Annotated in this window: 11 protein-coding genes; 1 reads left to right on the top strand and 10 read right to left on the bottom strand. The window is 41.9% G+C overall.

Features of this window, described 5'->3' with window-relative positions:
- Positions 1 to 121 precede the first annotated feature (121 nt).
- A complete protein-coding gene (gene dxs / locus OOA_RS16745) occupies positions 122 to 1,987 on the top strand; it encodes a 1-deoxy-D-xylulose-5-phosphate synthase (protein ID WP_008913356.1) in 1,866 nt (621 codons plus the stop codon).
- 613 nt (positions 1,988 to 2,600) lie between these two features.
- Here the strand turns inward: dxs and thiL are convergent.
- The 10 genes from thiL to queA all read right to left on the bottom strand — a co-directional run bounded on the left by thiL (position 2,601) and on the right by queA (position 12,052).
- A complete protein-coding gene (gene thiL, locus OOA_RS16740) occupies positions 2,601 to 3,590 on the bottom strand; it encodes a thiamine-phosphate kinase (RefSeq protein WP_008913355.1) in 990 nt (329 codons plus the stop codon).
- Positions 3,591 to 3,727: 137 nt separating this feature from the next.
- A complete protein-coding gene (gene nusB / locus OOA_RS16735) occupies positions 3,728 to 4,144 on the bottom strand; it encodes a transcription antitermination factor NusB (RefSeq protein ID WP_008913354.1) in 417 nt (138 codons plus the stop codon).
- A 29-nt stretch (positions 4,145 to 4,173) separates the two neighbouring features.
- Entirely contained in the window at positions 4,174 to 4,644 is a 471-nt protein-coding gene (ribH, locus tag OOA_RS16730) for a 6,7-dimethyl-8-ribityllumazine synthase (protein WP_008913353.1), read from the bottom strand.
- Positions 4,645 to 4,745: 101 nt separating this feature from the next.
- The gene (gene ribD / locus OOA_RS16725) at positions 4,746 to 5,861 is read right to left on the bottom strand and encodes a bifunctional diaminohydroxyphosphoribosylaminopyrimidine deaminase/5-amino-6-(5-phosphoribosylamino)uracil reductase RibD (protein WP_008913352.1); all 1,116 of its coding nucleotides are present in this window, start codon (positions 5,859 to 5,861) and stop codon (positions 4,746 to 4,748) included.
- A 4-nt stretch (positions 5,862 to 5,865) separates the two neighbouring features.
- Positions 5,866 to 6,315: a transcriptional regulator NrdR gene (gene nrdR, locus OOA_RS16720; RefSeq protein ID WP_008913351.1), complete on the bottom strand. Its 450-nt coding sequence runs from the start codon at positions 6,313 to 6,315 to the stop codon at positions 5,866 to 5,868.
- A gap of 169 nt (positions 6,316 to 6,484) precedes the next feature.
- On the bottom strand, positions 6,485 to 7,453 hold the full coding sequence (secF, locus tag OOA_RS16715; RefSeq protein ID WP_008913350.1) for a protein translocase subunit SecF: 969 nt from the start codon (positions 7,451 to 7,453) through the stop codon (positions 6,485 to 6,487).
- 10 nt (positions 7,454 to 7,463) lie between these two features.
- Positions 7,464 to 9,311, bottom strand: coding sequence for a protein translocase subunit SecD (gene secD / locus OOA_RS16710; protein WP_008913349.1), 1,848 nt, complete (start codon positions 9,309 to 9,311; stop codon positions 7,464 to 7,466).
- A gap of 27 nt (positions 9,312 to 9,338) precedes the next feature.
- Positions 9,339 to 9,671, bottom strand: coding sequence for a preprotein translocase subunit YajC (gene yajC, locus OOA_RS16705; RefSeq protein ID WP_008913348.1), 333 nt, complete (start codon positions 9,669 to 9,671; stop codon positions 9,339 to 9,341).
- Positions 9,672 to 9,764: 93 nt separating this feature from the next.
- Entirely contained in the window at positions 9,765 to 10,892 is a 1,128-nt protein-coding gene (tgt, locus tag OOA_RS16700; RefSeq protein ID WP_008913347.1) for a tRNA guanosine(34) transglycosylase Tgt, read from the bottom strand.
- Positions 10,893 to 10,981: 89 nt separating this feature from the next.
- The gene (gene queA, locus OOA_RS16695) at positions 10,982 to 12,052 is read right to left on the bottom strand and encodes a tRNA preQ1(34) S-adenosylmethionine ribosyltransferase-isomerase QueA (RefSeq protein ID WP_008913346.1); all 1,071 of its coding nucleotides are present in this window, start codon (positions 12,050 to 12,052) and stop codon (positions 10,982 to 10,984) included.
- Positions 12,053 to 12,308: the final 256 nt, after the last annotated feature.

The following is a 12,308-nucleotide window of genomic DNA, read 5'->3' as shown; positions in this document are numbered from 1 at the left end:
ATGCAATGCCGCTTTCTATTCAGACGACTGATAATAAAAGTGGCATAATAGCTAATCCAATCGCTGATATTGATCAGCGCTATTACCTTATTAACAATTATAAATAGTCGTGGGCCCTCTAATGAGTATTGATATCGCTAAATATCCAACACTAGCGCTGGCAGAAACACCAGATGAGTTACGTCTGCTGCCTAAAGAAAGCTTGCCTAAATTGTGTGATGAACTCAGACAATTTTTATTAAATAGTGTTGGTCGATCTAGCGGTCACTTTGCCTCTGGTTTAGGCGCCATTGAACTCACCGTTGCATTGCATTATGTCTATAAAACTCCTTTCGATAACCTTGTTTGGGATGTTGGACATCAAGCCTACCCCCATAAAATTCTGACCGGCCGCAGAGACCGTATCGATACTATTCGTCAGAAAAATGGGTTACACCCTTTTCCATGGCGTGCAGAAAGTGAGTATGATGTGCTGAGTGTCGGTCACTCTTCAACTTCAATCAGTGCTGGCTTAGGTATGGCAATTGCCGCAGAAAAAGAAGATAAAAACCGTAAAACTGCCTGTATTATTGGTGATGGTGCAATTACTGCGGGCATGGCATTTGAAGCAATGAATCACGCTGGTGACGTTGCGCCTGACATGTTAGTTATTCTCAATGACAACGAAATGTCTATTTCTGAGAACGTGGGTGCACTTAATAACCATCTTGCACACCTACTATCTGGCAAGCTGTACACCACATTACGTGAAGGTGGTAAAAAAGTTTTTTCTAACCTACCGCCAATCAAAGAGCTGCTAAAGAAAACTGAAGAACATATTAAAGGTATGGTTGTTCCTGGCACTATGTTTGAAGAATTAGGCTTTAACTATATTGGCCCTGTTGATGGGCATGATGTCATAGCCTTAGTGCAAACGCTGAAAAATATGCGTGATCTTAAAGGTCCTCAATTCTTACATATCATGACTAAAAAAGGTCGTGGTTATGAACCTGCCGAAAAAGATCCTATCAGCTGGCATGCGGTACCTAAATTCGATCCAAGCACATTCACATTACCTAAAAGCAAAGAAAGCGGACCAACGTTTTCTAAGATATTTGGGGATTGGTTGTGCGATGAAGCCGAGAATGATGACAAACTGATGGCTATCACACCAGCAATGCGTGAAGGCTCGGGTATGGTTCGTTTCTCAAAAGAGTACCCTAAACAATACTTTGATGTTGCTATTGCAGAACAACATGCGGTGACTTTTGCAGCAGGCTTGGCAATCGGGGGCTATAACCCTGTTGTTGCTATCTATTCAACTTTCTTGCAACGTGGTTATGACCAAGTGATCCACGATGTTGCTATCCAAAAAGTCCCTGTACTATTTGCGATTGATCGTGCTGGTATTGTCGGTGCTGATGGTCAAACTCACCAAGGATCATTCGATTTATCCTTCCTGCGTTGCATTCCTACCCTCGTTATCATGACGCCAAGTGATGAAAATGAGTGTCGCCAAATGCTACATACCGGTTACCAATATAAAGAAGGGCCGTGTGCAGTTCGTTATCCTCGTGGAACTGGAACTGGCGCAGAGCTACAACCGCTTGCTTCTTTACCTATTGGTAAAGGTATTGTTCGCCGTCAAGGCGAGAAAATTGCGATACTTTGCTTCGGCACATTGCTTAGCCACGCGCTCATTGCAGCAGAAAAGCTCAATGCAACGGTTGTCGACATGCGTTTTGTTAAGCCTTTAGATGAAGCATTAATTCTCGAAATGGCAAATAGCCATGAATTATTAGTAACACTAGAAGAAAATGCGATCATGGGGGGGGCAGGAAGTGGCATCAATGAATTCCTAATGCATGAGCGAAAAATTATACCGATATTAAACCTTGGATTACCTGATTTCTTCATTTCACAAGGTAGTCAAGAAGAGCTGATCAGCGATTTAGGGCTAGATAGTGAAGGCATAATCGATGCTATCGAACAGTATCAAAAAAAATAATTAATCCAAACAAAACAGGCATTGTTACGATAAACAATGCCTGATCGTGCATCTTCTATCTGACAAAAAACATAATACGCATAATGTATTGTTTTTAAACACTTAAAATTCAAATCCATTTAAACTAATCACTGCTTTTACAGTATCCATTCTGGAAAAGTGTACAAGATCAATTTCAATTAAATTTATTTAAAAAGGATCTTGCTTTTATCTCAAATAAAGTTCAGTATATTTTTAATACCTAATTACCCTCAAATTAATTTTTGTCAATATTGACACTAATATCTCTTATTTTATGGGATATAACGCCTCTTTATATTTTAGCTGCCTTTTGGCAGCTTTTCTTTTATATAATGGCAATAATTAGTTATTATAATTCAATAAATTAGAGCACATCCTTTTCAACAAAATGCTAAACACATGAATAGGTAACTTGTTGTATTACTTAATAATTATCTCAATTCACTCTTCAGGTAAAAATATAAATAATATCTTTGATTTTCATCACTATTAAAAAATTTTTACTTGAGTAAAAAGATCAATAATTAAGTTCAATAAAAAAAACCCGTGGCAAATTATTGGCACGGGTTCGATTATTAAAAATTAAATGGGTTTATCCGTTAGTTGCTTCCAGAACAAAATGATCAAAACCTTTTAATGCAACATCTACTACCTGATTGTCGCAATAATAACTTATCCCCTCAGATTGGGGTTTGATCTGCCCGATGCAAGTAAAACTTGCTCCAGTATGCGCTAGCGCCATTTCTAATGCGCCGCGATTTATTTCAGGGATCGTAAAGCAGAGCTCATAATCTTCCCCACCACTAAGAGACCAAACGCGTGCTTGTTCTACTGAGCAGTTTTGTTGCAGTTCATTAGACAATGGTAAAGCATCAAGATTGATACGCGCACCACAACCACTCGCTTTGAGTATATGATTGAGATCTGAAATTAATCCATCTGAAATATCGATTGCTGAAGAAGCTAAATTGCGTAGCGCTTGTCCTTGTAAAATCCTAGGCTGAGGGCGTAAGTGCCGACCAATTAACCATGCTTTTTGTTTTTCATCTACAGAGATTAATTTACCCTGTAATAGTGCTAAACCCGCAGCACTATCACCAAGCGTTCCTGTTACGTAAATCCAATCACCATTACGAGCACCTGAGCGTGATAAAGCTTTCCCAACTGGAATTAAACCGTGCACAGTATAGGTTAGGCTCATAGGCCCACGAGTTGTATCACCACCAATCAACTGCATGCCGTAATAATTGATTTGTTCAAATAAGCTGTCACTAAATTGCTGAAGCCAATCAGGATCAATATGAGGTAATGTGATAGCAAGAGAAACCCATGCAGGATCAGCCCCCATAGCAGCAAGATCGCTTAGATTAGAAGCCAATGATTTGTAAGCAAGATCTGCTGGAGAAATCTCTGGAAGGAAATGAATACCGGAAACCAGTGTATCAGTGCTCACTGCAAGCTGCTGTTTTTCCGGGATAGTCATCAACGCACAGTCGTCACCAATACCGATATTCACATCACGTCGATTGGTTAGTTGACGATTAAAGTAACGTGCGATGAGGTCAAATTCGCCATATGACATGGTAGATTTTCCATTTTCGCTATGCCTAATTAATAGCATTACCGCTAAAAAATAAACATATGAATACAAAGATAGGCCGGAACCCAGCCTATCTCATTACTACTGTAGTATTACAGGAGGGAACCCTGAACAATTTCTTATTTTTTACGACGAACTGCCGGTGCTGCCTTATCAAGAACACCATTAACAAATTTATGGCTATCTTCTGCACCAAAAACTTTGGCCAGTTCAATACCTTCGTTAATCGCTACCTTGTAAGGTACATCCTGACGATAGCTAAGTTCATACATAGATACACGTAAAATTGCTTTCTCTACTTGCCCTAATTCTTCTAGCTGGCGAGATAAGAAAGGTGACATTTGTTGATCAAGTTTGATCGCATTATTAGCCACCCCTGACAACAGTTCACGAAAGTAAGTTATATCAACATCAGACATGTCTTGTTCAGCAATAAATTCATATTCCACATCGGAAATATTATTACCGGATAATTGCCATGAATAGATGGCCTGTACAGCACACTCACGAGCGCGACGACGAGCAGCAGGTTTCACAAGATTCCCCTTAAATAAAAAAAACTAAATCAGCCTTTTATAGCCTTAAGTACATTAATCATTTCTAATGCAGTTAATGCGGCTTCAGCGCCTTTGTTGCCAGCTTTAGTACCAGCACGTTCAATTGCTTGCTCAATGTTTTCAGTTGTCAGAACACCAAACGTGACAGGTATATCACTATTCAATGCAACATGAGCAAGACCAGAGCTACATTCGCCAGCTACAAATTCGAAATGGGCAGTTCCGCCACGAATAACTGTACCTAATGCAATCACAGCATCATATTTTTTCGTTTCAGCTAATGCTTTAACTGTTAATGGCAGCTCATAAGCACCAGGAACCCACACAACAGTAATGTTGTCTTGAGACACTTGGCCGATACGCTCTAAAGCATCAACAGCACCATCCAGCAGACTATCATTAATAAAGTTGTTAAAACGAGCGATTGCAATAACGATGCGCGCTTGTGGCGCAGCAACAACACCTTTAATTACGTTCATAGCCTTCCTTTAATATTAATTATAATCCGCGGGGCGCGGATTTTATCACATTCTTTCATTAACCGCGTGGTTGAATTTCAGCAAAACTATAAAAAAACCTATTACCACACAGGACGTAACCGAACACGCAAGTCATCACCAACTTTTTGCGCATCCGTAAATTCAAATTTAGGGGCATCTGATAACTGAGTAAGTGCTGGTAGATTCACTAAACCTCGTGCACTATCCCCTAATAATTTAGGGGCAATATAAACAATAAGTTCATCAACTAAGCCCAACTTTAGCAAAGAGCCGGCAAGTTTGGGTCCTGCTTCAACCCATATACTATTAACATTACGTTTTGCCAATTGCATCATAAGAATAACTAAATCGATACCATTATCATCGGCTAAAATAGGAATTTGCTCAACTTGCCCTTGCCAAATAGCCTCAGAATCAGGTTTAGGGCGAATTAACCAACATTCCCCCGCCAATTGAGTCACTTTGTGGTCAGCCGTTACTTTATTATGATTATCTAACACGATACGAATCGGCTGTCGCAATGTTTCTTCTGGATAGATGGCTTGTACATCATCAGGTAACTCACTCCAACGTACAGTCAGTGATGGGTTATCTACAAGCACTGTGCTACTAGTACTTAATATAGCACTTGCTTGCGCACGCAACACCTGTACATCTCTTCTGGCTGCGGCAGAAGTAATCCATTTACTTTCACCTGACTCTAATGCTGTTTTGCCATCAAGAGAAGCAGCTAGTTTCAGTTGGATATAAGGAAATGCCGTACGCATACGCTTTAAAAACCCACGATTTAATGCCTCAGCTTGATCCATTAAAACGCCAGTTTCAGTCTCAATTCCCGCCTTAGAAAGCATGTACAAACCACGACCAGCAACCTCTGGATTTGGATCTTGCATTGCGGCAACAACACGGCTTACACCCGCATTAATTAATGCTTCAGCACAAGGTGGCGTTCGGCCATGATGACTACAAGGTTCTAAGGTAACATAAGCTGTAGCACCTGTAGCTTTTTCGCCTGCCATACGTAACGCGTGGACTTCAGCATGTGGCTCACCCGCTTTTTGATGATAGCCTTCACCAACAATTTCGCCATCACGCACGATAACACAGCCAACATTAGGATTTGGTGAAGTCGTAAAACAGCCTATCTGGGCAAGCTCAAGCGCCCGAGACATATAAATACGGTCTTGTTCAGTCATCTTATTAATCCTGTAATTTCGCTATCTCTTCACCAAACTCGCGCACGTCTTCGAAGCTACGGTATACTGATGCAAAACGAATATAGGCAACTTTATCCAATTTTTTCAGTTCATCCATCACAAAATTACCAATCAGTTTAGACGGAATTTCCCTTTCCCCTGTTGCACGCAATTGTGACTTGATAGAAATAATTGCTTGTTCGATATCATCAGCGCTAACAGGGCGTTTTTCTAGAGCCTTTTGCATACCGCGCCTAAGCTTTTCTTCATCGAATGGTTCACGTACTTCATCACTTTTGATTACCCGTGGCATAACAAGTTCCGCCACTTCAAAGGTGGTGAAGCGTTCATGGCAAACTAGACATTGGCGTCGTCTGCGGACTTGAGAGCCTTCTCCAACCAGACGCGAGTCAATTACTTTCGTATCTACAGCTGAGCAAAATGGGCAATGCATAGTGTTTCCTGATTCTTATTTCGGGTAAACAGTGTAACTCAGACCGCAATGAAAAACACCCTGCGCGGTCTCCCTGCAGGGTGTTTAATTTAATACTCGTCATACTCCGAGTTGTAAAGATATTGGCTTTATTCAATCACCTAAGTGATACGACCTTAGTAATACACAATTAAGGCAGTAATGAATCTTGGTCAGCCCCTTCCTTCTCAACTTTAACCGGAATCAAATGCTCGCGTCTCATTCCCATCTTCAGTGCCAAAGCAGAAGCAACATAGATAGATGAAATTGTACCAATGGTCACACCGATTAACATAACGAGTGAGAATCCTTCTAGCATCGCACCACCGAAGATGTACAGCATCAGAACAACCAATAAGGTCGTTGCTGATGTCATAATCGTACGGCTCAACGTCTGGGTTAAAGAGACGTTCATAATTTCATATGGCGTACCACGGCGGATCTTACGGAAGTTCTCACGAATACGGTCAGATACTACGATACTGTCGTTCAGTGAGTAACCAATAACGGACATCAAGGATGCCACAATGGTCATATCTATCTCAATATGAAAAAGAGATAAGATACCTAACGTAATGACCACGTCATGCGCAAGAGCCAATACAGCACCCGCTGCCAAACGCCATTCAAAACGGAAACCAACATAAAATAGAATACAGATAAGCGCTGCTAACAATGCCAGAGCACCCGTTTGAGCAAGTTCAGCACCAACACTCGGTCCAACAAACTCAATACGTTTAACCGTCGCTTTATCATCAACATTTTTATTGATAATGCTAATTAGATCTTTACCCACTTCCTGACCTGCAACCCCTTCAGCAGGAGGTAAACGGATCATGATGTCACGGGTGCTACCAAAGTTTTGGATAAGAGGGTCTTTGTGATCGGCGTTTGAAAGACTTTCTCGAATTTTATCCAAATCAGCAGGCTGGCTTAGGTTGATTTCTACGACGGTACCACCGGTGAAATCAAGTCCCCAGTTGAACCCTTTAACGCCAATAATCGCAATAGAGGCGATAAGTAATACGATAGAAATACCAAAGGCAACGTTGTCCCAGCGCATAAAGTCATAGACTTTACGGCCATAGTTCAATTGTTCAACAGTATAATCCTGTGCCACAACGTGCTCCTTAAATTGACAGCTTTTTAACACGTTTACCGCCGTACAATAGGTTCACAATGGCACGTGTTCCTATAATAGCTGTAAACATAGAGGTTGCGACACCTATAGCTGTCGTAATTGCAAAGCCTTTGATTGACCCTGTACCCACTGCATACAGAATAATTGCAGTGATAAGTGTTGTCAGGTTTGCGTCGATAATACTTGAGAAGGCACCTTTATAGCCTTCATGAATCGCTTGCTGGACGGAGCGCCCATTGCGAAGCTCTTCTTTGATACGCTCATTTATCAGAACGTTAGCATCGACTGCAACTGCCAGGGTTAGAACGATACCCGCAATACCCGGCATGGTCAGTGTTGCTCCTGGTAGAAGCGACATTACACCCACAATCATAACCAAGTTTGCCATCAGCGCTGTACTGGCTATCAAACCAAATTTACGATAATAAATAATCATAAATAGGATTGATGCAAACAAACCAGCTAAACAGGCTTTCAGACCTTGTTCGATATTTTGCAAACCAAGAGTTGGACCAATGGTACGCTCTTCAACGATTTGGATTGGTGCAATCAACGCACCCGCGCGCAGCAGTAATGATAGCTGACGAGCTTCATTCGGATCATTGATACCTGTGATTCGGAATTGGCTACCAAAGCGTGCAGAAATATTTGCGGCGTTGATAACTTTTTCGTCTTTCACCAAGATTGAACGACCTTCGGCATCTTTCTTGCCACTGTCTTTATATTCAACAAACAGTGTTGCCATGAGTTTACCCTGATTATCACGAGTAAAGTCAGACATGATAGAGCCACCAGCATTGTCGAGGCTAATACTAACTTGTGGTGCACCATTTTCATCGCCGCCGGATGACGAATCAGTAATATGATCCCCCGTTAAAACAACGCGTTTATAGAGTACATAAGGCACACCATTACGATCATATTTAACTTCTGAATCACCAGGAACACGGCCACTTTCAGCAGCAGAGCTGTCTATGCCTGAGTTGACTAAACGGAATTCCAGTGTTGCTGTTGCGCCTAAAATTTCTTTCGCGCGCGCAGTATCTTGAATACCTGGTAACTCAACAACAATACGGTCCGCACCTTGGCGTTGAACTAAAGGTTCTGCAACACCTAACTGGTTTACACGGTTACGAATAATAGTAATGTTTTGAGCTACGGCATAGTTACGAGCCTCACGTAGACGCTCATCCGTCATAACGGCAATCATGGTATTGTTACTACCATCGGAGAATACAAGGTCTTGGAATTTACGAGCCAGTATTTTCTCTGCTTGACTACGGTCGTCAGCGTTACGAAAACGCACTTCAACACTATAGTTATCGCCTTTACGGATAGAAGAGTACGCAATTCCTGCTTCACGCAAGTCATTACGTATACCGTCCATGTTTTGTTCCTGCAATTTGCCTAATGCAGTGTCCATATCAACTTCCATAAGGAAGTGAACCCCACCACGTAAGTCAAGGCCAAGCTTCATTGGCTCACCGCCAACAGCTTCTAGCCACTTAGGTGTCGCAGGTGCAAGGTTAAGTGCAACAACATATTGATCGCCCAGTCCGCTAACGAGTGCTTCACGGGCAAGCAGCTGAACATCAGAGTTGTTGAATCGGGCAAGTACAGCCCCATTTTCCAGAGCGATTGATTTACTCTGTATATTGTCTTTTTCTAACGTTTTTTGGACTTGGATCAGCGTTTGTTCATTGGCGGCGGTTCCCCGCGCGCCAGTGATCTGAACAGCCGGATCCTCACCATATAGGTTTGGAAGTGCATAAAGCAGGCCGATGAGGATCGCAGCGATCAGCATCAGGTACTTCCACAAAGGATAACGGTTTAGCACGGCAGTTCCCTTCGGGAAAATCAGAAATTAAATAGCTTTCATTGTGCCTTTAGGTAAAACGGCAGCAACAAAATCACGTTTGATAGTTACTTCAGTTGTTTCGCTCAGTTCAAGAACAACATAACCAGTCTCAGAAACCTTGCTCACACGTCCGATCAAACCGCCTGTAGTTAAAACTTCATCACCTTTAGAAATTGATTCCATCAGTTTACGATGCTCTTTAGCACGTTTTTGCTGTGGACGCAGGATCATGAAGTAGAAGATCAGGGCAAAAACGACGAGCATGATGACCATCGTGTACGGGCTGCCCTGTGCTTGACCGCCTGCGGATGCCGCTGCTTCAGAAATAAAAAAACTCATTCAACTTTCCTCATTGTTATTGAAAGCAATTTAAAACATAAGTACAGCCAAGCCTGCTATGCTACACAGGTTAGCCCAATTTCGCACTTAAATTCATTCCATATTTAACGAAGGTTGGGTTTTCCCAATCTTCTGGTAAAAATCTTGAGCGAATTCTTCGAAGTTACCTTCTTCGATCGCCTGACGAATACCTGCCATCAAGCGCTGATAATAACGTAAATTATGAATGGTATTTAGTCTTGCCCCCAGAATTTCATTACAACGATCGAGATGATGTAAATAGGCTCGGCTATAATGACGGCAGGTATAGCAATCACATTCAGGATCGAGTGTTGAAGTATCAGATTTATACTTCGCATTGCGAATTTTTACCACGCCATTTGTGACAAATAAATGACCATTTCGTGCATTTCGAGTTGGCATCACACAATCGAACATATCAATACCGCGACGCACACCTTCAACCAGATCCTCTGGTTTGCCCACGCCCATTAAATAACGTGGTTTATCGGCAGGAATTTGTGGACACACGTGCTCTAAAATACGGTGCATGTCTGGTTTTGGTTCACCAACTGCAAGACCGCCTACAGCGTACCCATCAAAGCCAATTTCCACCAGTCCCTTAACAGAAATATCACGTAAATCTTCGTAAACACTACCTTGAATGATGCCAAATAATGCGTTTTTGTTGTTTAATTCATCAAAACGTTGGCGGCTACGCTGAGCCCAACGCAAAGACATTTCCATTGAAGTCTTGGCGTAATCCCAATCAGCAGGATATGGCGTGCATTCATCAAAAATCATCACGATATCAGAACCCAGATCGTTCTGAATCTCCATCGATTTTTCGGGACTTAAAAAGACTTTTTCACCATTAATTGGATTTCGGAAGTGAACACCTTCCTCTTTAATTTTACGCATCGCGCCGAGGCTAAATACTTGGAACCCACCTGAGTCAGTCAGAATTGGCCCATGCCATTGCATAAAATCATGCAAATCACCATGTAATTTCATGATCTCTTGCCCTGGACGCAACCATAAGTGGAAGGTGTTACCTAAAAGGATTTGCGCACCCGTTTCTTTCACTTCCTCAGGTGTCATTCCCTTGACTGTACCATAAGTACCCACTGGCATAAATGCTGGCGTTTCAACAACTCCACGCTCAAAAACTAAACGACCACGACGTGCTTTACCGTCAGTGGTTTGTAATTCATATTTCACGTTTGCTTCTCCTAGCATCAGAAAAACAGTCTGATGCTGATATTAACGATAATAAGCAAGCAGCAATGCTACTGCCTATCGAATAACAACTACTCTCCAACTTGCTCTAAACGCGCTAGCGGATTACGGGTGATGTACATCGCATCACCATAACTAAAGAAGCGATACTTCTGTGCTACGGCTTCTTTATAGGCTTGCATGGTATTTTGGTATCCTGCAAATGCAGAAACTAACATGATCAATGTCGATTCCGGCAAATGAAAATTGGTAATCAAAATATCAACGATTTGATATTCGAATCCGGGGAAAATAAAGATTTGGGTATCATCAAAAAAGGGAGCAATCAATGCATTTTGACTAGCTTTAGCGGCACTTTCAAGTGAACGTACTGAGGTGGTTCCAACTGCAACAACACGATTTCCACGCGCTTTACAAGCCAACACTGCATCAACCACATCTTGTGGTACTTCAGCATATTCGGAATGCATCACATGATCTTCGATAGTATCAACGCGGACAGGTTGGAATGTACCAGCACCAACATGTAGCGTGACGAAAGCCATTTCGATACCCTTTGCACGTAGAGCTTCAAGCAAAGGTTCATCAAAGTGTAGACCGGCTGTTGGTGCGGCTACTGCGCCAGGGCGTTGACTATAAACTGTTTGATAGAGTTCTTTATCGGACTCTTCATCAGGGCGGTCGATATAAGGCGGTAATGGCATATGACCGATTTGATTGAGTATGGTGAGGACATCGCGGTCATCTTCAAACTGCAATTCAAATAGTGCTCCATGACGAGCAACCATTGTTGCATTCACGCTTTCGTCTTCACCGAGAATTAGCTCTGCGCCTTCTTTTGGTGCTTTAGAGGCTCTGATATGCGCGAGTACACGATGTTCATCCAGCATTCTCTCAACAAGAACTTCAATTTTACCGCCACTTGCTTTACGGCCAAACAACCTAGCAGGAATGACGCGAGTGTTGTTAAACACTAATAAGTCGCCGGGATTCAGTTTCTCAAGAATATCTGTAAAAACACCATGCGTTAGCTGCCCCGTTGGGCCGTCAAGATTTAGCAATTTGCATGCGCTTCGCTGGGCTTGAGGATAATGGGCAATTAATTCTTCGGGTAATTCAAAAGTAAAATCAGAAACACGCATTGTATTAACTTCAATCTAAAAAAATAGGCGACTAGTCTAGTGCTGAGGACTCAAAGGCGCAAGAAATAACCGTAGCCTTGCCTAAAAAAACAACATTAATTAACAATTAATTCGTAAAATAGAGAAATTCCCTGCTCTAAATCACTGAATATCATTTTCCGAATCTAATTTTCGTTCTCAATAAATGCGGTTTTGTACATTTTTTAATGTAATCAATTATACCTCATGAGTTTTAGATTAGAGAAAAGCGGCGAAT

It is taken from the genome of Providencia burhodogranariea DSM 19968 (assembly GCF_000314855.2).
Classification (GTDB): domain Bacteria; phylum Pseudomonadota; class Gammaproteobacteria; order Enterobacterales; family Enterobacteriaceae; genus Providencia; species Providencia burhodogranariea.
Note: the sequence above shows the minus strand (reverse complement) of the source record. Positions and strands in the feature narration are given on the sequence as shown.

Bases quoted from the DNA above. Each gene is read 5' to 3' on its own strand.
- dxs (WP_008913356.1), top strand. From the start codon at position 122: ATGAGTATTGATATCGCTAAATATCCAACACTAGCGCTGGCAGAAACA.
- nrdR (WP_008913351.1), bottom strand. From the start codon at position 6,315: ATGCATTGCCCATTTTGCTCAGCTGTAGATACGAAAGTAATTGACTCG.
- ribH (WP_008913353.1), bottom strand. From the start codon at position 4,644: ATGAACGTAATTAAAGGTGTTGTTGCTGCGCCACAAGCGCGCATCGTT.
- queA (WP_008913346.1), bottom strand. From the start codon at position 12,052: ATGCGTGTTTCTGATTTTACTTTTGAATTACCCGAAGAATTAATTGCC.
- ribD (WP_008913352.1), bottom strand. From the start codon at position 5,861: ATGACTGAACAAGACCGTATTTATATGTCTCGGGCGCTTGAGCTTGCC.
- thiL (WP_008913355.1), bottom strand. From the start codon at position 3,590: ATGTCATATGGCGAATTTGACCTCATCGCACGTTACTTTAATCGTCAA.
- yajC (WP_008913348.1), bottom strand. From the start codon at position 9,671: ATGAGTTTTTTTATTTCTGAAGCAGCGGCATCCGCAGGCGGTCAAGCA.